The 20,214-nt window shown below is 49.8% G+C and carries 19 protein-coding genes; 9 read left to right on the top strand and 10 right to left on the bottom strand.

The features are described from left to right. Positions 1-8 precede the first annotated feature (8 nt). The 9 genes from ACZ50P_RS15075 to ACZ50P_RS15115 all read right to left on the bottom strand — a co-directional run bounded on the left by ACZ50P_RS15075 (position 9) and on the right by ACZ50P_RS15115 (position 9,725). Positions 9-1,337 (bottom strand): FliI/YscN family ATPase, encoded by a 1,329-nt coding sequence (locus ACZ50P_RS15075; protein ID WP_464132113.1) that lies wholly within the window; start codon positions 1,335-1,337, stop codon positions 9-11. Next, entirely contained in the window at positions 1,337-2,122 is a 786-nt protein-coding gene (locus ACZ50P_RS15080) for a FliH/SctL family protein (protein WP_464132115.1), read from the bottom strand. The genes ACZ50P_RS15075 and ACZ50P_RS15080 overlap by 1 nt, the downstream gene beginning before the upstream one ends. Next, a complete protein-coding gene (fliG, locus tag ACZ50P_RS15085; RefSeq protein WP_464118560.1) occupies positions 2,109-3,143 on the bottom strand; it encodes a flagellar motor switch protein FliG in 1,035 nt (344 codons plus the stop codon). The genes ACZ50P_RS15080 and fliG overlap by 14 nt, the downstream gene beginning before the upstream one ends. Next, the gene (fliF, locus tag ACZ50P_RS15090) at positions 3,143-4,792 is read right to left on the bottom strand and encodes a flagellar basal-body MS-ring/collar protein FliF (protein ID WP_464118561.1); all 1,650 of its coding nucleotides are present in this window, start codon (positions 4,790-4,792) and stop codon (positions 3,143-3,145) included. Before fliF ends, fliG begins: the two co-directional genes overlap by 1 nt. 23 nt (positions 4,793-4,815) lie before the next feature. Next, the gene (gene fliE / locus ACZ50P_RS15095) at positions 4,816-5,151 is read right to left on the bottom strand and encodes a flagellar hook-basal body complex protein FliE (protein ID WP_464132117.1); all 336 of its coding nucleotides are present in this window, start codon (positions 5,149-5,151) and stop codon (positions 4,816-4,818) included. A gap of 79 nt (positions 5,152-5,230) precedes the next feature. Continuing rightward, complete coding sequence (gene flgC / locus ACZ50P_RS15100; RefSeq protein WP_464118562.1) at positions 5,231-5,674, bottom strand: flagellar basal body rod protein FlgC; 444 nt, start codon at positions 5,672-5,674, stop codon at positions 5,231-5,233. A gap of 3 nt (positions 5,675-5,677) precedes the next feature. After that, positions 5,678-6,088, bottom strand: coding sequence for a flagellar basal body rod protein FlgB (flgB, locus tag ACZ50P_RS15105; protein ID WP_464118563.1), 411 nt, complete (start codon positions 6,086-6,088; stop codon positions 5,678-5,680). Beyond that, positions 6,085-6,927 (bottom strand): sigma 54-interacting transcriptional regulator, encoded by an 843-nt coding sequence (locus ACZ50P_RS15110; protein WP_464118564.1) that lies wholly within the window; start codon positions 6,925-6,927, stop codon positions 6,085-6,087. Before ACZ50P_RS15110 ends, flgB begins: the two co-directional genes overlap by 4 nt. Positions 6,928-6,935: 8 nt before the next feature. Then, positions 6,936-9,725, bottom strand: a complete 2,790-nt coding sequence (locus ACZ50P_RS15115; protein WP_464132119.1) for a tetratricopeptide repeat protein — start codon at positions 9,723-9,725, stop codon at positions 6,936-6,938. A 589-nt stretch (positions 9,726-10,314) separates the two neighbouring features. Here ACZ50P_RS15115 and ACZ50P_RS15120 point away from each other — a divergent pair. The 8 genes from ACZ50P_RS15120 (at position 10,315) to ACZ50P_RS15155 (ending at position 18,403) form a co-directional block, all read left to right on the top strand. Beyond that, on the top strand, positions 10,315-10,800 hold the full coding sequence (locus tag ACZ50P_RS15120; protein WP_464118566.1) for a hypothetical protein: 486 nt from the start codon (positions 10,315-10,317) through the stop codon (positions 10,798-10,800). Beyond that, positions 10,800-11,588, top strand: coding sequence for an MlaE family ABC transporter permease (locus tag ACZ50P_RS15125; RefSeq protein ID WP_464118567.1), 789 nt, complete (start codon positions 10,800-10,802; stop codon positions 11,586-11,588). Before ACZ50P_RS15120 ends, ACZ50P_RS15125 begins: the two co-directional genes overlap by 1 nt. Then, positions 11,585-12,331, top strand: coding sequence for an ABC transporter ATP-binding protein (locus ACZ50P_RS15130; protein WP_464118568.1), 747 nt, complete (start codon positions 11,585-11,587; stop codon positions 12,329-12,331). The genes ACZ50P_RS15125 and ACZ50P_RS15130 overlap by 4 nt, the downstream gene beginning before the upstream one ends. Continuing rightward, complete coding sequence (locus ACZ50P_RS15135; RefSeq protein WP_464118569.1) at positions 12,331-13,146, top strand: MlaD family protein; 816 nt, start codon at positions 12,331-12,333, stop codon at positions 13,144-13,146. Before ACZ50P_RS15130 ends, ACZ50P_RS15135 begins: the two co-directional genes overlap by 1 nt. A 128-nt stretch (positions 13,147-13,274) precedes the next feature. After that, entirely contained in the window at positions 13,275-13,571 is a 297-nt protein-coding gene (locus ACZ50P_RS15140; RefSeq protein ID WP_464132120.1) for a hypothetical protein, read from the top strand. Between the two features lie 90 nt (positions 13,572-13,661). After that, the gene (locus tag ACZ50P_RS15145; RefSeq protein WP_464132122.1) at positions 13,662-14,501 is read left to right on the top strand and encodes a S1 family peptidase; all 840 of its coding nucleotides are present in this window, start codon (positions 13,662-13,664) and stop codon (positions 14,499-14,501) included. A gap of 140 nt (positions 14,502-14,641) precedes the next feature. Next, complete coding sequence (locus ACZ50P_RS15150; protein ID WP_464132123.1) at positions 14,642-15,820, top strand: hypothetical protein; 1,179 nt, start codon at positions 14,642-14,644, stop codon at positions 15,818-15,820. 12 nt (positions 15,821-15,832) lie between these two features. Beyond that, entirely contained in the window at positions 15,833-18,403 is a 2,571-nt protein-coding gene (locus ACZ50P_RS15155) for a hypothetical protein (protein ID WP_464132124.1), read from the top strand. Between the two features lie 7 nt (positions 18,404-18,410). On the opposite strand, the gene ACZ50P_RS15160 is transcribed toward ACZ50P_RS15155, so the two are convergent. Further along, entirely contained in the window at positions 18,411-18,806 is a 396-nt protein-coding gene (locus ACZ50P_RS15160) for a DciA family protein (RefSeq protein WP_464118574.1), read from the bottom strand. Between the two features lie 23 nt (positions 18,807-18,829). Here ACZ50P_RS15160 and trmFO point away from each other — a divergent pair, with 23 nt between their 5' ends. Then, positions 18,830-20,152 (top strand): methylenetetrahydrofolate--tRNA-(uracil(54)-C(5))-methyltransferase (FADH(2)-oxidizing) TrmFO, encoded by a 1,323-nt coding sequence (gene trmFO, locus ACZ50P_RS15165; protein ID WP_464132126.1) that lies wholly within the window; start codon positions 18,830-18,832, stop codon positions 20,150-20,152. Positions 20,153-20,214 lie beyond the last annotated feature (62 nt).

Genomic DNA, 20,214 nt, shown 5'->3' on the forward strand with positions numbered 1-20,214 from the left:
TGGGACCATTAAGCGTTCATTAGGATTTGCTGCATTTGGCGGATCGTCTGCGTGAAGTTGGTCGGATCCTCCACACGTTGCTTCAGGAAGTCGTTCACCGCATCGATCACCTTCACGGCCTTATCAATTTTCGGATTAGAACCCGGTTTATAAGCTCCGATATTGATCAGATCTTCGGCGTCTTTGTACACCGCCAGGGTTTCACGCAGCTTCTGCGCCAGCTTCACATGCTCTGGTGATGAAACCGCCCGCATCACACGGCTGGCACTTTGCATGACATCAATGGCCGGGAAGTGTCCCTTCTGCGCCAAAGCACGACTTAGAACAATGTGCCCGTCCACGATGGAACGTACAGAGTCCCCGATCGGGTCATTCATGTCATCCCCTTCAACCAGGGTCGTATAGAATCCGGTGATGCTGCCTTCGCCCTCAAAGGAACCGGCACGCTCCAACAACTTCGGCAAGGTTGCAAACACGCTCGGCGTATAACCTTTCTGAGAAGGCGGCTCGCCTGTGCTCAAACCGATTTCACGCTGAGCCATGGCAAAACGAGTCACCGAATCCATCATCAGCAGAACGTTCTTCCCCTGAGAGGAGAAATATTCAGCCAAGGCCGTTGCCACGTAGGCTCCCCGCATACGCAGCAGAGGACTTTGATCACTGGTCACACAAACGACCACGGATCGTTTCATCCCTTCAGGTCCCAGATCATGTTCAATAAATTCGCGCACCTCACGGCCACGTTCACCAATCATGGCAATCACGTTGACATCGGCATTGGTGTTCCGGGCCATCATCCCCAGAAGGACGGACTTACCCACACCAGAACCCGCCATAATTGCGACACGCTGGCCTAGACCTGCGGTTAATGCGCCATTGATGGCGCGAATCCCCAGATCAATAGGCTCGCGAATAGGTCTGCGCTCCAAGGGATTTCGGACTTCACTGTATAAAGGAACTTCTTTGAAATTTTCGACTTCACCCAGGGCATCCAGGGGACGACCCAAGCCGTCCACAACACGCCCTAAAAGCTCTTCCCCGGCACGGACCGTGGCGATCTGGCGGGCCAAAACGATCTTGGACCCCAAAGCAACGCCTCTCATATCGTTGAGGGCCATCATCAGTACGTGCTTGTCTTTAAAACCGACAACCTCAGCCAGGAAAGACTTTTCGGTCCCGCTGGGATTAATCGAAACGATACTGCCAACACTGGCTCCGGGCAGATAACCCTTGATAAGCATCCCATTGACTTCCGTGACCTTGCCACTGTCCTTGGTCAAATGGATGGACTGAATCACTTCAGAATACTTATCCAGATTCAGTTCAAGCTCGCTCATCAGCCGGCAATCCTGTCTTTTACTTTTGGCATGTTTTCAGAAAGCACAGACCACAACTGTTCTATGCGCTGTTCAATGCGGGCATCGACTTCACCGTAATTGGTTTCCACGATACATCCACCTTCAGCCACATCGGGGTTGGGTTCGAAGTTGATTTTCTTAATAAATTCAAACTCGCGGCCCGTTTCCTGCTTCAAAGTCTCCAGGAAATCAAATTGCGCCTGCGATACATGAACGGTGATCTCCTCTTCGTCCTGCGCCAAACCAACAGCATCGCGCAGGATACCAACCATCGCCTCATTATTACTTTGAAGTTCCGTTTTCGCCAAGCGAGCGGCCATCTGGAACATCAACTTCAACAAATGAGCTTCGTTGAACGAAGTCATGTCCTTCTTCAGATCCTTGATCGTCAATAGCAGCGTATCCAAAGAGGACATGCGCTCGGCAAGCTCTGCAGAAATCTGCTCGAACGCCTCTTTTCGCCCTTCTTCCAGACCCAGCTTGTAAGCTTCCTGGTAAGCCGCCTCTTGTATTTCCTTAAGCTTTTCCAAAGCAGCGACTTCTACTTTTTCCTCTTCGCTGCCTTTTTCGACTTCGTCGATGCCCGTCTGCACACGCACGGCATCGTTCATGCGGAAGTCCGAACCTTTCTTCTTTTCAGCAAGATAGTTCATGGCCTGCTCGGGTGTCCCCAAGTCAAAGCGCATGGGAACAAACTCAAGAACTGTGTTCTCGGCAAGCTCCTTAGGCAAGACAGACTTAGACGCGCGATTAGACCATTGCATCTTCTGAACCACCTCTTGCGATCAGGATCTTTCCTTCGGCTTCCAGACGGCGCGCCACATTCACGATCTCCTGCTGTGCCGACTCGACGTCGGACAGACGCGAAGGTCCCATATTCGACAGATCTTCACGCAGCATCTCGGCCGCACGGGCAGAGATATTCTTGAAGATCTTCGTGCGAATCTCTTCGCTGGATGTTTTCAGTGCCAGCAGAAGCTTGTCGTTGGCCACTTCCTTAAGAAGAGTCTGAATACCACGGTCATCGATTTTAACGATGTCATCGAAGACGAACATCAACTTACGGATCTCTTCCGCCAACAGAGGATCTTTTTCCTCAAGACGGGACATGATCGCCGTTTCCGTGTTTTTATCCATCACGTTGAGCATTTCCGCCACAGGATGAACACCACCCAGAGCCGCCTGTTCAACTGTCGCTGTATTGGACAATTGATTTTTCAGAACGCGGTCAATTTCAGCAATAAGCTCAGGGTCCACGTGTTCCAGATTGGCCATACGCAAAACCACTTCGGCCTGTAAAGCCTCTGGCAGACGTTTCAGAACCTCGCCTTTTTTCTCTGGTTCCAAATGGGCCAGAATCACGGCCACTGTCTGCGGGTGCTCATTCACCAAGAAGGTGGCCAGTGATTTCGCATCGACCATCTCCAAGGACTCTAAAGAGCGAGATCCACCGGTGGAGATATTCAACCCCCCCAGGATGCCTCGGGCTCTTTCCTCGCCCAGAGCATCCACGATGGTGTCCTTGGCAGAGATATTTTCGGAGAAGATATAATCTTCTGTCTCAGAGATCATTTCGTAATACTCTTCCAGAACACGCTTGGTCACATGCACCGGCACCACACGCAGTTTGCTCATCTGATTGATCAGCTTGCGGATGTCAGAGTCATCCATGCGGCGCAGAAGCACCTTCACGGCATCTTTGCCCAGGTAATTGATCAGGATAGCGGCTTTGTCGAAGCCTTTGAGATTTTCATACTCAATATTCTCAGCCTTATGAAGTTTCATTAGCCATCCTTCCTAACCAGCCACATTCCAAATGCATTGGCTGCTTTTTCCTCATCACGACTCATTGATGACAGGATACGATCTTTCAACAATTCACTTTCAGCCTTCTCAGGATCAATGGATTCCTGAAGCACCGGCAAAGCCGTCGACATGCCTGGAAGGGTGTTATCCACCGACTGAAGCTCTTCCAGCTCTTCGATGGTGCGCGGGAGCATTTCTTCCACAGAGTCCTGGAAGCTGTCAGTAATCCACTGCATGAATGGACGAACCACGATGAAGAAGAACAACGCCAAACTGAAGCCCAGCAATGCCCATTTAAACAAAGCATGGATCAGCTTTTTTCTTTCCAGTGTCGTCAGGATCTTTTCAGCTTCTGAGAAATCTTCCGGCTGGAACTGGATGTTTTCAATCTTAACACTGTCACCACGAGCGGTGTTGAACCCGATGGCATTCTTAACCAGGTCTTCGTATTTTCTTAGCTCTTCCGCAGAACGTGGTTTCCAGGTGGTTTCTGTCGTGCCATCTGCTTTCGTTGTTGTCGTCATCACACCATCAACAACGACGGCGACGCTGACACGCTCCAGATTCCCGGCAGATTCACGGATATTGCGGACCGTCTTTGGAACATCATAGTTTGTCGTCTTGATTTCCTTCTTAACATCCTGACGGAAGCCCACCGTGCCTTGATCCTCCGCTCCCGGCAAATTGGAACGGGAACCCGGAACTCCGGCTGGATTTGTACGCGAACCATCCAAAGATTCCTCTTCGGACTGTTGGGAACGGATCGCGGTTTTGTCCGGATCCACAGATTCTTCCACAGAAGAAATCACACGGTGATTCAAAGTGGCATCGACTTTAGCCACCACCTTCGCATGACCGACAACTTTGGACAGGATGTCTTCAATACGGTCTTCCAGGTCACCTTCAATTTTTGCTTTCAAGTCCAGCAGTTCATTGGATCCGCCGGTAGTTCCGTCTGCCACGCGGGTTAGAACCTTCCCACGCTCGTCCAGGACTGTCACTTTGTCAGCGTCCATGCCTTCAACAGAGTTTGCCACCAAATAGCGAATGCCGCGCACCTGTTCCGGTGCCAGTTCTTTGCCTTGGTGCAATTCAACCACAACAGAGGCAGAGGCCTGACCGCCTTCTTCCAGGAAGGTTTTTTTGTTCGGCAAAGCCAGAATCACCTTGGACTGCTTTACGGCCGTCAAGGTGTTGATAGCGCGCATAAGCTCGCCCTGCAAAGCTCTTTGATAGTTGATCTTTTGAGCGTACGAGTTCATGCCGAAATCTTGTTTATCAAAGATCTCAAGACCGATAGAACCCATTTTAGGAGAACCGATTTCCGCCATCAAAGTCATTTGCGTGGAATGCAAAAGCTCTTTTGGAATAGCGACAGTTTTTCCGCCATCACGCAGCTGGAAAGGCACATTCTTTTCATTCAGTTTTGCCACGATCGTGGAAACCTGCTCAGTCGGAATGTTCGTGAACAGAGGTACATAGTCTTTCCCTGAAGCCATAAACAGCATCGTGAAAAGTGCCACCGCCGCAATAACAGTAACCGCAATTACTGAAAGTCTTTTGGTCGGACCCAGGTTTTTGAAGAACTCGCGAAACTGGACAACCAATCCACCAAAAATCTTATTCAAGGAAACCCCTCCAGCCTAAGAAACTAAACCTGCATCTTCATAACTTCTTGGTACGCATCAATGATCTTGTTGCGCACTTGCACCATCACCTTCAGGGCGATGTCTGCTTTTTCCGCGGCGATCATCACATCGGCCACATTGTCCGTCTTGCCAGTTGCGAGATTCTGCATGGCTTTGTCTGAAGCCTTCTGCATTTCATTCACACTGCCAACGGCGTCTTTCAGGGTGTCGGCGAAGCTTTTGCCCGTATCGGATGTCGGACTTGTTGAAGGGGTGTTCTCGATGCTTAACGACTTGGAATCACGAACGATCCCAGTGTCGAGAAACCTGTTTGCATTTGATACAGTAAAACCCTCCATGGCTTCACCTTCTCCTTATGAAAATTGTAATAAACTAAAACAAAAAAGTCCCTAAATTTTGCCGGGGTCTAGGAAGGAATTACCTGCCTATCTCCAGCGCGGAAAGGGCCATATCCTTGGACGCCTGCACCGCTGTCACGTTGGCTTCATAAGAACGCGACGCCTGTATCATATTGGTCATTTCTTCCATCAGATTAATATTCGGATAGGCCACATACCCTTCTGCATTTGCATCAGGATGGTCCGGCTCATACTTCATCAGCGGAGCCTTTCGGTCAGATATCACATCCGTGACCTGGACTCGCTGGAAGCTTCCTGCGGGATCCGTCGAAGAAATGATCTCACCAAAGTTCTTCGCATCGGGCATGGATTCGAACACCACGTCTTTGCGACGGTACGGACCACCCTCCGGCGTCTGGGTCGTGTTAATATTGGCGATATTGCTGGCAATGGTGTTCATGCGCATTCTTTGCGCTGCCATCCCACTGCTGCTGATTCTCATGCCGGTCAAAAAATCAGCCATCTATTACCGCCCTTCCGTAGCCGCATACTTCAAAGCAGCCATTTTCTTGTTGATAAGTTGCAGGGCTGTTTTGTAAAGGATCGCATTCTCGGATAACGCTGACATTTCTTTTTCAACGTCCACAGTGTTACCGTCGTTGTTCACCGCCCCTTCCGGATCATCGTAAATATCCGGACGGGTTTTAGCGACGGAAACACCGCCGACAGAGAAGTGTTCGGGATTGCTGGTGCTCAGGCTGTTGGCGCCATCCAGATCCAGAGCTCGTTGCAGAGCCCCTTCAAAGTCCATCTTCTTGGCGTGATAACCAGGGGTTTCCGCATTGGCAATGTTTGACGCCGTCACATTGTGACGAAGCTGCCTCATGTGCAATGAGGTCGCCAGTGCGTTGGTTGTTTTATCGAATAGACCACTCATAAAACACCTTCTTCCTTGTATTCATTAAGTTTATTTCTCAATGTTCGAATGCTGATTCCCAGCATCTGCGCCGCACGAGTGCGGTTCTGGGCCGTCAGCTCCAAGGTCTGTAGAATAAGACGCTTTTCAACCTCGGAAAGGGACATGCCCGGAGCAAAATCCAGGTCCATATCCGAAAATTCAGCCTCAAATTGAATACATTCAGGGCCGATGTCTGAAGTTTTTGCAAGAACCACGGCTCTTTCCAGGACATTTTCCAGCTCCCGGATATTGCCAGGCCAATTCCAGGCATTCAGGCGCTCATAGGCCTCGGCCGTCAAACGCAAGCCCGACTTACCATGCATGATCTGGGATACTTCCAGCACAAAGTTCACGATATTCTGGAAATCCAGACTGCGATCTTCCAGTCTTGGAATTTCCAAATGAACCACCGCCAACTTATAGAACAAATCCTGACGGAACTGCTCTTGCTTCACCAAGGAACGAATGTCGCGACGACTTGTTGAAATAAAACGAGGACGGGTGCCGTCAGTTCTTTCCACCAGTTTCATCAGATCATTTTGCAAGGCCACAGACGCACAATCCAAATCCTCGATCAGTAAAGTGCCACCATCCACACGCGAAAAATCAAAGCCACCGGCGTTTTTGCAATCCAGACAATACAAACGGGAAGAACGGCTTTTTGTGTAAATATAGCGGGCCAGACTTGTTTTCCCCGAACCGGCTTCACCTACCAACAACAAACTGGCCTGGGTGCCGGCCAATTGAAGACTCAACTGCTTCACTTCGTGCATTCTTCTATCTTCGATGTGTAGGGCATCAAAATCAAAGTACGACATCCAAACTCCTATTGGCCTTGTTCGTTCTCAGACATAGCTGGAATTCTTTTGATATATTTCTTGTAACCGTCTCTCCAGTCCGAATTCTGCAGTTGTTCTTGAGCCAGCTTCTTCCAGAAGCCGCTCTTATCACCTTTGAACTCGTTCCAGACTTCCGCCGCTTTCTGAATCTCACCTTCCTTGAAGTAGATCTGACCCAGCTTGTAGCGAATGGACGAAAGAGGACGACTGTCTTCATATTTTTCCAGAAGCTTTTCATAAGAACCTGTAGCCAGATTCCTTTGCTTCTTTTCCAGATAGATATCGCCCATTGTCTCAAGAGCTTTCGCGTGGATCACAGGCGCAATATTGCCGGAATCGTTTTGCAGCTGATCAATCATCTCCAAGGATCTCAGGGCCTCATCTGACTTCCCCTGCTTGATCTGAAGATCCGCCAGCTTCAGGTACGGCTCAGCCACCAGTTGTGGCTGTCCCTTCCAAGTGCGCAACAGCTCACCCAAGTAACGAACAGCGGAGTCATTGTCGCCACGCTTTTCCAGCAAGCGAACTGCCACATTCACTCGCTCAATCTGAGAGTTCTCATCCATCTTCTCTGGATTTTTGATATTCTTTAGATAGTCATAGGCCTGATTGTATTTTTGTTCTTCAGTAAAGACTGTTGCCAATCGCAGATTCAACTCATCCTCGGAGGGCACCTGTTCTTTTACCTGAACTTCCTTGGCTTCCGGAGTCCCGCGGATCGCGTAGGTGCGATTCAAAACATCTTTGTAATAACGTTCGGCTTCAACAGGAACGCCCGCCATCTCAAATGCGCGTCCCACGTTGTATTTCGTATCCAGTCTTCTGGAGTTTTTCAGCCAGTTGTCAGCATATTGACTGTGTGTCTTCAGAGCCGCAATAAAGTTACCGGCATTGACCTCAGATTCAAGTTTGTCGTTGATGTTGGACACAATACGATTGGTCAACAAAGGAACATCCACTGACGTCGGATGCTCTTTGTAATACTTTGACAGCAGGTCAATGGCCTTTTGATGCTCCTCACGATTGGTGTAACCATCGGCCACCATCACCGTTGCAAACTGTTCAATGTTAGGAAGATCAATCTTCTTTGCCAAAGACATGATTTCTGCCACGGCATGGTTCACTTCCTTCGGCTTCATGCCTTTCATGCGTGCACTCAGCAAACGCAAGCGCGCAATCACAGCATTCGGAGTTTCACCATAGCGGAAATAAGTCTCCAGATAAGCTCCCATGACACGGGACTTGTCTGCGCCGAAGATATCCAGCAGTTCTCCCATGCGTGTCATGGCAAAAGCCGAATGATTGCTGCTTGGGAACTTTTTCACAAATTCACGGTAAGTATCCAGACTTTGCTGATACTTATTGGTCATAAACAGGGATTCCGCCTGATTGAAGAAAGCATTCGGATAAAGTCCCTGACCTTCCGGATACTTTTTCAAGGCGCTCTGGTATTCAGCGATGGCTTTTGGATAGTTTTTGCTGCGAACCCAGACATCGCCACGGCGGTAAGCCGCTTCCACTTTTAGATCACGATTGAAAGCGTCTTTTTCAACCTGATTAAAGTGCGCAATCGCATCGTCCCACTTGTTCAACTTCATGAAATCCAAACCCATTCCCAAACGGGCCAGATCCTTGGACAGGGATTCCTTGTCAGCGAAGTTCTTATTTTCAATGTGTTCCTGGAAGAAACGCAGTGAATTCAGATAGTCACCTTTTTCAAAAGCCAGATAGCCCAGCTTCAATGAGGTTCTTTCCGCCAAAGGAGACCGCGGATACTTCGCCACGGCTTCTTTGTATTTCTGAATCGCCTGATCGTAATCTTTTACACGACCCTCTTCCTGCCACATGGCCAGATGCACATCGGCGGTCATAAAGTCGATGACTTCATTGTATTCTGATTGCGGATACTTATCCTTGAACCACTGCTGGGTTTTCAGATAAACGCCATAGCGCTGCTTTTCAAACAACGTCAAAAGCAGACGAGCCTGTTTGTTTTCTTCCGAAGATTTCGGCGTGATCTGATAGATTGCCGGCGTCACCTTCATCTTCTCCCAATAGCTGACAGGAGTTTCAAGCATCGGGAACGGGATATAATAGTTATCCTTGGCGCGAATCAGGGCATCTTCTTTGATCTCATAATCTTTAATAGAGAAGCGCTCGTACTCTGGATCTCCTCCGTCAAAAATCCCCGACTTCACACTGTCATTCTGAGCCACCGCCACGCCGCCCTGCTGAGCGATCGCCAAAGTGTCCGCTGTCGCGGGCTTTCGATTCTTGTCTGTTTTGCTTTTTGCTATAGGTTTTAAGACCTTAGCTGGCAATTCCGTGGGAAGTTGTTTCTCTTTTTCCGCCACAGTTTTTTTGCTCGATTTGGAGGCTTTCGCAGACGGATTCACATAAAAGTCCATAATCAAACGCGACGGCTGATCAGTCAGGTAATCAAAGGTATCAATGTCTTCACCAGACAAGGTGAACTGAATCACGTTCTTGCCATCCGGCCCCTTGCGATCCACGGCCACGGAGGTCACAAAATCACTTTTAAAAGAAGAAAGAGAATCAATAGTGGATTCATCCAGAGCAGGCACTGTCATCTCTACAACGGTCTGGCCCTTTTTATCCAAGCGCTTAACGTCGTAATCCCAGTTCTGCTGACCAGTCAGCTCCAGGTGAACCGTGTCCCCCTGAAAATTGATCACGCCATTGACCTTGTTAGCTTCTGCCGAAGCTAGACCAAAGAACAGGCATCCTGCCATCATCACAAATCGTAAAGTGTTCACTCCTTGAACCCCTTCTCTTCCCTTCGCTTTGCTGTTGCACATACAGTGCCACCCCTTTCAAAGGCCTGATGGCAAATAAGTTCAAGCTGGGCAAAAAGTTTCATAGAATTTCCAACACCTCCGCCAAAACAATGACGGCTTGACGACCCGGCCCTTGGCGGAGGGCTGAGGGGAGGCCGCCGCTTCGGACAGTCCTCGCTGACGCGCCCTTCGGGCTGCTGCTGCGGAACTTGCGTCGGACTCCCCTCAGCCCTCCGCCAAGATCCTGGTGTGCCGACATGTTTAACATCGCGAAACAGAATGGCTCGGATACTTCAAGCTTTCTGCCGCGAAGATGGACTGCGGCTTGGTGCGCCAACAGCAGAGGAAAGTGCATTGTTTAAACGACGAGAGAGCTTGGTCTAGGGGAAAGGGGGCCGTGAGCGGATCAACCCCAAGTTCCGCAGCAGTAGATCCCGCAGGGATCACGTCCGCGAGGATGTGTCCGAAGGGGATGAGCCGCTCACGGCCCCCTTTCCCCTAGACCGAGGCACTGTTTCGACGGACAAGCTCTGGATTTTTCCTCAATTTATTCCGATGGATGGGTGCTATGAGAAACTTCTTTGGTGTTTGCATCTTGAGTGTGCTGCTTACGAGCTGTGTGTCGGTGAATTTGCCGGGCCGGAAATCCGTGCCTGCCAAGGGGGTGGAGTTTTCTGCTCCTCGGGCGCCCTTTAAAGCTATTGATTCCGCTTCTTCTGACAAGGCTTGGCTGAGTGAGGCCACGGGCAATACCATTTCTTTTGTTTCTGACTGTGGCGGGGCGGACCCTTCGTTGCAGCAGATGGAAACGGAGTCCCAGGCGGCTCTTTCGAATCTGGATGTGAAGAGCTCTGAATCTGTGATGTTTAATGGCCGTGAGGCCCGTCAATCCGTGGCCACGGGCACTGTCGACGGCATACCTGTTCAACTGGCTTTGGTTGTCTTTAAGAAAAACAACTGCAACTACACTCTTAGCTATGGTGGCGTTCAGAAACAGTTTGCGGCTGAGCAAAACTATTTTGAAGAGTTTAAAACAAAGTTTAAGGCACCCTAATGAATAACCTCGCACTTCCTCTGACAGCTTTTATGATGGAAGTCTTCCACTTTATCGGTGGAGTGGGCTTGCTGAGCCGCGATGTTTTACGTGAAACCATTCACGGCCGCATCTATTTCAAACTGATCGCCGAACAAATCTATCAGATTGGCATGCGTTCTTTGCCTTTGATCGTGATCACTGCCGTCAGCATTGGCATGGTGATGTCCCTGCAGTTCGGTCTGGGGCTGGAAAAATTCGGTGGCAAACTTTATGTCCCAAAACTTCTGGCCGTGACCATCTTGCGTGAAATGGGTCCGGTCTTTACAAGTTTAATGCTGGCAGCGCGTGTCGGCGCCGGAATCGCCAGCGAGATTGGCAGTATGGTGGTGACTCAGCAGATTGATGCCATCCGGGCACTCGGCACCTCGCCGATCAAGAAAATTGTTATCCCCCGTGTGCTGGCTTGCCTCATCACCCTGCCTATTCTGGTTTCTATCGCCAATCTGGTCGGCAACCTGGGAGGTCTCATTGTCGGGGCCACGGAACTGAATCTGGACCCAAACTTCTATTTGCTCAAAGTGATGACCACCTCTTCGATTCAAGACTATTTGTCAGGGTTTGCTAAAACCTTCTTCTTCGCTTTGTTTATCGCGATTCCTTCTTGCTACTTCGGTTTGAATGTAAAGGCCGGAACCAAGGAGGTCGGCATCGCGACCACCAAAGCCGTGGTCGTTTCATCCATTCTGATTGTTGTGGGTGACTTCTTCCTGTCAAAACTTTTCTGGATTGTGGAGAAAATGATATGAGTAACGAACGCAATGGCGTTATCGAAGTCGTTGATTTCCATAAATCCTTTGGCAGCAAAAAGGTTCACCAAGGTGTCAGCTTCTATGTGCGCAAAGGCGAATGTCTGGGACTGATTGGAGGTTCGGGCACCGGCAAGAGCGTTCTGCTACGCAGCCTTGTCGGCCTGGAAAAGCCGGACAAGGGCCAGATTCTGATCAAAGGTACAGATATCACCCCCATGAACGAAACGCAGCTTATTGAGATCCGCAAAAAAGTGGCCTATGCCTTCCAAGGCGGCGCCCTTTTTGATTCGATGTCAGTTTATGAAAATCTGGCTTATCCCTTGCGCGAACATTTCAATTTCACGGAAGAGGAAATTGCCAAGCAGATCCATGATCAATTGCAGGAATTCGGTCTGCCTGGTTCGGAAAATCTTCTGCCAGGAAATCTTTCCGGAGGGATGCAAAAGCGCGTGGGTCTGGCTCGTGCCATGATGATGCATCCGGAAGTGGTTCTGTATGATGAACCCACGGCAGGGCTGGATCCCTACAATACCAAACGTATCCAGGAATCCATCTTAAATCTAAAAGCCAAAGGTGTGACTTCCATTCTGGTCACCCACGATATGCCGACAGTTTATGCCGTCTGCGACAAGGTGGCGTTGCTCTTGAATGGAAAAATCGGTGAACAATACACAATTGAAAAGCTCAAGCAGGAACCTGCTGGTGTTATGAGTCAGTTTATTAACGGAGAAAGTGCTTAATGGAATCTCACTTCAGCACCCAAGTCAAAGTCGGCATCTTCCTGACCATCGGGATTTTCCTGATCTTAGCCTCGATTTTTTTCCTCGGGGCCGACAAGGCGATCTTCACGTCTTACGTTCGTGTTCACGCCCATTTTGATCAGGTTCAAGGGTTGGCCGTGGGCAGTGTCGTTTCCCTGTCCGGTGTGACTGTCGGAAATGTCGAATCCATCACCTTCCTGCCAGAGAAAAACTCTTTGGACGTAAAAATGAAGATCAACGAAGACTACATTGATCGCATCCGTCAGGGATCACAGGTGGAAATCCGCACTCAAGGAGCCTTGGGTGACAAATTCGTCTTTATCATCCCGGGCGACCCGCGCGCAGAAAACCTGAAAGAAGGCGATATCCTGGCGGTGGCCAAACCCACTGACGTGCTGGGTATCATCGCCGAACGTGGCAATGAGACATCGCGCATTTTTGATATTATCAATGAGCTGTATAAAATCACCCACGCCATGAATGTCGACAACCGCATGATGCGCGTGATGAACAACCTGGACACCGTGGCCAGCAGCCTGGCACAAACCAGCAAGGACAGTCAGAAATTTGTGGCGGGATTGAATTCACATGGCGGCGGCGAAAAGCTGGCGAAATCCATCGACAAACTGGATGCCATTCTGTCAAAGATTGATCGCGGAGAAGGAAGCCTGGGCGCTTTGATTAACGACCCTTCCATTCACAACCGCCTGAAATCCATGCTGGGCGGTTCAAACCGCAAAAACCACGTCGAGTCGCTTCTGCGAACATCGATCGAAAAAGAAACCAAAGACTAGTTAAAGCTGGCCCTAGGAAATGCTTCTGGGGCCTTCTTCATTTTAATTCTGCAAGCTTCCTCCACTAAGTCCGGAATTGCGAAGAACCTGAGTGGAAAATCACGGGCCGCCTCTCTAGGCTCAGATTCATGGAAAGATCAAAAACACTCGAAGCAATTACAATAGGCATCACTCTTCTTCTGATTCTGGCAGGCACGGCACAAGCCAAGGAACACCGTATGGAAGTGCCCCTGCCTGGACTTCAGGAGAAACGATTTGGCACGGAACTAATCTATCACGATGAAGAAAGCGCCGAAGACGAGAAAAGAGAAGTCCGTTTTTCATGGACTGAGACCTTCAAAAAAGCCCCTATATCCGTTCAGGTCTCAAGCCTGATGAACACGGAAAACTTGGGGGCAACAGCCCAGATCAGCTGGGATTTTTGATCATTTCGCGGCACTATCTAACTTTTTGACAGGCCGAAGGCGGTTATCTTCAACTTGGGGTGTGTTGCTTTTTTGCATAGAAGCCACCTTATGAGAAAACTGCTTATATTCGGACTTTTACTACTAACAGCCTGCCAAGAAAACCTGCAAAATGGCGAGATCTCGCCTTTACCTGACGACGCCATTGTCGGTGGTCGCCAGGTGGATGATTCAGACCCCGTCTCCAAACAAGCTCTGAATTTCCGTGTTTTCCATTCCCCTACCACGAAACAAGACTCCGAGAGCATCACAACCTACTATAAAGTCGCTCAATGCACCGGCAGCGCCATCGGCTCCCGTCTGATCCTGACGGCCGCCCATTGCATTATTCCAAGAGAAGATGCCACCCATCGCGTGGACATTAAAAATGGTGACGGGCAAAACATCACATACAAAGCCCTTCAAGTGGCAATTCATCCAAAGTATCTTGAAGGTGACAAGAACTTCGATGTCGCCCTTGCCTATCTGGAATCAGACCTAACCCCTGATATTGAGATCTTGAATCTGCCGCAAAAAGACGTCCCGATGCTGCTGACTTCGGTCACTGCCGCGGGCTATGGCAGAATGGATGGGCGCCCGTCGCAACCTGGAAATGCGGGTGTTTTGCGCACAGTTGACCTGAACGTATCGAAGTATGATCCGACCCTTCCTTACTTCATGGTCAATCAGACAGAAGGAAAAGGGTTCTGCCAAGGTGATTCCGGTGGCCCGGCAATAACTCTTATCAACGGTAAGAACACCGTTGTGGGTGTCGCCTCAAAAACAACTCACAAGTTGGAGTGGGCACCTGATGAAGAAAGGAATCTGTGCATGCTGGAAGGTCAGTACATGAATGTGCAGTTCCATCTAGACTGGATTTTAACGGAGTCCGCGAAATTCATCATGCAATAGTCCGAACAGCTGGCACAGGTTTTTCAAGAGTTTTACTTTAATTTCAAAAGGCGCTAAAACTGCGCCTTTATTATCAATATAACGTTCTTGAGGATGATGCTGTGAACTTTCGGGCATTGCTTGTAACATTTTGCGGACTGATGAGCTCAATTTGCGCTCAGGCCTTGATGTCCACAAGCACCTTGCCCGAAGGAATTAACAGCCCTTCTTTCCGTTTCGGCATCATCGACGGCATCGGTCAGAAGTACACAGAATCCGGCAGCCTGATGAATCTGGGAGATTACAAATCTATAGTCTTTGATGCAAAAAATCTGGCCAAATTTAATTCTGATGCCAAACGCCTGATTGATGCTTTGAACCGTTTTGGCGGCCACGCTTTAGGGGACTCATTCAACCTGGGAGTTCTGCGCGTTGATACAATGCCACGTGTTCAGTATTCAGCTCCGGTTTTTGCCCGGGGAATCACCAACCGATGGACCGTCGGAGTTGGTGTTCCAATTATTTCTTATACTAACAAAATCTCCCTTTCGCAGGAATTTTCCAATATCGAATACTATCGTCAGCAGTTCTCGGGTCTGAATCCTGAGCTGGATGACGCCCTGAACACGGACTTGAGCAAAGCCACCAACGAAACTTTGACTGGCAAAGGCTATAAAGCTTTGAACAATCGCGATGAAACCTTCGTCGGTGATATTCAGGTCGTCAGCATGTACAAACTGTACGAAAAGAACGAAAAGGTCCTGACCTATCAGGCGCAGGTGAATCTTCCGACAGGGCCGAAGTTTGATCCCGATGACCTGGCTTCTTTGAATGTTTTTGGTCGCACCAATATCACCAACTCATTGGCTTACTCACAGTACCTGATCGGTCGTCTGTCGATGGTGCCTTATGTCTCGTACCTGATTAATATTCCCGACACTGTCACGGCCCGGGTTCCGCTGAATGAAGACGACACCCTGCCAGACGCCAACACCAAGGAAGATGTGACTCGCACACTGGGAAACATCGCCACCGTGGGCGGCAATCTTTTCTATGAAATAACTGACAGTTGGATGGTGGGGGGCGGTTATGACTACTCCACCAAAGATGCTGACAGATACACTGGTGAGCGCGGAACTCGCTACGACCTTCTGGCCACTAACTCCGCCTCCACAGCCCACCGGGTGAAGGCCGAGATCACCTATAGTTCGGTCAAATCCTATTTCAAAAAAACAGCCGTGATCCCCCTGATGGTTTCCTTCCAGGTGTCTGACACTTTCTCAGGCGTGAATATCGAACGTCAAACCGCTCAGGAAATGAACCTGATGTTGTTCTTCTAGAAAGGAGGGCGTATGAAAAAGTCTTTAAACATATTGCTATCATCCGCCCTTGTCCTGAGTGCCTGTGCCCCCAAAGTCGAAGATCGTGTCTTTGACCAACCCAAGACCACATTTGGACCGCAATCCAAAGACACGCAGCTCAATCTGCGTTTGCGCCAATACGGTCAGGCTGCCCCGTCACTAATTTGGAAGGACACTGTTTCGTCCGCCACTTACTTTGAGCAAGCAGAGACCTTGATTGAGTTGGGCGAAAAAACTTCGCTGGAACAACTCAAAGACACCGGGCTTTCCTGGATCCGAAAGTTCTATAAAACACCGGATTCCACCCTTTCCATTGAGCTGGCTAAATCCCCATTTGCCGCTCTGGCCACAGGCCAAACCCAGGAACAGGTGCGCACCACACTTGGGGAAGTTCTGGTAGAACTGGAAGCCGCCCGCCCCACAATCCGCACTCACATTCTGAACCTTGGCGGAGGACTGCCACAAACTCCGGTCACCGGGCTTGGGGCGATGCTGACTCGAGCGGAGATGTTCACCAATATGGTTCTGGCCGAGATCCCACGCATGGGGCTTACACCCACAATTGAAGACGGATTGAAAGTGGGTCTGATCGACACAACCAAACCTCTTTTTGCCGATGCCCGGGCATTCCTGCAGCGTTTGATGGCGACAAAGACGCTGACACAATCCCTGGCTTTGATTGACGAGGCCATCTTAAAGTTCGAGATTGAACTGGATCCCGAACTTCAAAAGAGCATGAAGCAAGGACGCCAGCTGGCCAAGGGCCTTGATGGCATTAACGGACCGCAGACTTCCTTGGCCGTTCTGGTGGACATCTGGCGCATCCTGACGCCGGAAGAGCGCGCGCAGTACTTCAAGCCGGTGAATGAGGATCTGTACGACTTCCTGACAAAGCAGGACGCTAAAGAACTTGAGTGCCTGCAGACCGAAGGATGTCTGGGTGGCATTATCAACGGTATTGCCAAGAAACTTTTCATTCTGCCGAAGATTAAAAAGTACGGCATCGACAAACTTCGCACCGAAATGAACGAAGCCACCCGAGGCTATGTCATCAGTTCGATTGAATCGTTCGCGGCTGAGTTTGTGAAAACCATGCCACAAACCTTTGCTGACAACATCGATGCGGCCATCATCGACAAGGCCGCGGCGATCGCTCGTGTGCGCGATGGCTATGGCAACTACGTTTCAAATCTGTTCAAGGTCTGGCAGAAAAAAGTGCTGCCAGAATCCGAGGGCCGCCTGCCTGGTTTTGAAACCCACCGCGTGAAGGTCAATATCGCTTCGGGGAAAGAAACTGAGCTGAGCACTGTTGCGGCTTCCCTGAATGTCTCTGGAGAGACGGTGGGGGCCGGGCTTTCCGCCAGTGCGGAACTTCTGATGAAAGACGGAAATCTGGGACCGATGGCATTTTCGCATATGCTGGCTCAGGTCAACAAACTGGTGGCAGTCGGTGGCTACCGCGATGTCGACAATAATCTGATTCCATCTTTATTGGCGCCAGTCCAACATCGCGGCAAACTGCTGGACATTATGAACTTCGATGAATCCAAAGATCCGGATTTGTCTTTCCGTATTCCTGACACCATCGCTTTGCAGGACCCCTATCATGCCGATCCTAGTATGATCTATGAACGCGACTTTTCGGCTGCGGCTTTTGCCGCCCAGGTGCGTGGGCTGAGCCGCATGATGCGCCTGACTCGCGACTGGGAGAAAACCGTCATGGACCAGCAACTGGGGCACATCATGGCTCAGGATCTGACCACCGATGCAGAACACGACGATCTGAAGCAGCCTTTATTCCCCAAGGACATGCTCTTTGCCTTGAATCTGGGAAATGCGGCCGTTCTACTTCAGGACATCACAAAAAAGGCGACACCCGTCTTCCTGCTCACGACAGAGAACAATCTGCTTTGGGCTGACAGCTATGGCAGCACTCCGGACACAGCCATCATGGCCGGCATCGTGGACATTAAAAAAGGGGAACGCCTGAATTTTGTGACCACCAAGGACACTGCCCAGTTCCTGCTGGCCATGAGCGAATTCCTGGAAGCCACGGAAGGTGTTGAAAAAACCAAATCCTCTATCTTGCTGAGCAAAGATGCCAACAACGAAGCGCCTCTGGATGTCTTGCTGGCAGGTCGCAAAGATATGAAACTGCTGGCTTTGGCTGTGGCTAATTTCATTTCCAATCAGTTGATTCAGGAAAACAAACTGGCAATCACACAGATGGGTCTGAGTGATCGTAAAGCGGTCGGCAAAAAACCCTTCCTGGTGGTGCAACAGGCCTATGCTATCCGGGCTCTGCTAAAAGCGTATCAACTGACGAATATTGATTCTTACCTGTGGTCTGCACAGGAAGTTTACTATGCAATGAACCGCTCTTTGTTCAGTGCCAAAGAAGAATTCTACATCAACAGCGATGGCAGCAAACTGAGCTTCCCGGAACGCCTGCAAACTCTGCTGGCGTTACAAGATCTAAAACCCTACTTGCCAGCAGAAAGCCGTCCGCAGTTGGAACGTCTGATGGCCCCATGGTTGGAAGCTCTTAAAAATTTAAAATAGAACCCTGTTAGTCATCATCACTTTCAGGAGCAATCTTGGAAATCATCTCTTTGAAATCCGTCTGATCCTGCGTTGGAACTTCACGGCGATCCAGAGTGAACTTGATATATTTTACAAAATTATTCTGAAACTTCTGGTTGATGGTGTCGCGAATAGGATCTTTCATAAAGATCATCTGCTGCATCCACGAGGAATTTCGCACCCAAACGTACAATACGCCCCTCTGGAAGCCCACGGGCTCGGCGTTTTTTGCAATTGTGGGCCCTACGACTTCATCCCACTTCGCCCACAGCTTCCAGCGCATAAACTGCTCGGACAATGGCGACTTGCCATTTTCGAAAAGTCTCTGTAGTACTTCCGAGCCGATAGATAATTTGCCTTTGGGTTTCTGATTGGGATCCATGTAAGAAAAGGTCTACCACAAAGATGACAAATTTCACTCAAAATCAAAAAATTACAGTCGTTGGCGCAGGCCTTGCGGGCTCAGAGTGCGCTCTACAGCTAGCTGACATGGGATACAGTGTCGTACTTTACGAGATGCGCGATAAAACCATGACCCCGGCGCACAAAACCCACAAATTCGCAGAACTTGTGTGCTCCAATTCTTTTGGCAGCTTGGGTGAACACTCTGCTCCCGGCCAACTGAAATGGGAGGCAAAAAAGCTGAACTCTCACATCCTGCAGGCCGCTTTTGAAGCTCAGGTTCCTGCCGGTCAGGCCTTGGGTATGGATCGCGAGGTCTTTTCTGCCATCATGACTGAAAAGGTCAAAAATCATCCCAACATCGAAGTTCGCAACGATGTAGTGAAGTCCTTGAACGACATTCCCCGCCCGGCCGTTATTGCCACGGGGCCTTTGACTCATGACGATCTGGCCGAAAGCATGCGCCAGCATTTTGGCGACGAATTCCTGTATTTCTTTGATGCCATTGCACCGATCATTGATGCGGATTCCATCAATACGGAAATCGCGTGGAAAGCGGACCGCTATGACAAAGGAACTGGCGATTACTACAACTGTCCGATGAACAAGGAAGAATACAACCGCTTCATCGAGGAAATCCAAAAAGCGCGCAAGATCGAGCCGAAGGACTTCGAGACTACTGAGTTTTTTGAGGGCTGCATGCCAATTGAGGTGATGGTCGAGCGTGGGCCTCAGACGTTGCGTTTTGGCCCGATGAAGCCGATTGGTTTGGATGATCCTCGCACGGGCCGCTATCCATGGGCTGTCGTGCAACTTCGTCAGGACAACAAAGAAGGCACCGCCTACAACATGGTGGGTTTCCAAACCCGCATGGCCTATGGCGAACAGGTGCGCGTCTTCCGGATGATTCCTGGATTGGAAAATGCCGAGTTCCTGAAGCTGGGAAGCATTCACAGAAATCTGTTCATCAATTCGCCGAAGCGCCTGAACAAGGACCTTTCCAGCAAGAACGACCCTTGGTTGTTCTTCGCCGGACAAATCACGGGTGTAGAAGGATACTTTGAATCCACGTGCACGGGCTTGATGGTTTCCCGCTTCCTGAACCAAAAATTGAAAGACCAGCCATTCAATCCACCACCGCGCGAAAGCGCCTTTGGCTCTTTGCTGGAAGCGATCACCGACCCAACGCGGGCGGAACACTTCCAACCAACCAACATCAACTTCGCGTTACTGCCACCCTTGGCTGAAAAAGAGCGCGATAAAACGATTCGCAAGGAAAAGCAAATCTCCATCGCCAGAGCTGCGATGGAGCAGTGGAATCCATAAAAAGAAAAAGGCCCCACAGATGGGGCCTTTAATGCAATGCTTCTGCAAAGGTGAGCAGGTAC

The organism is Bdellovibrio sp. CKG001, from assembly GCF_055397465.1.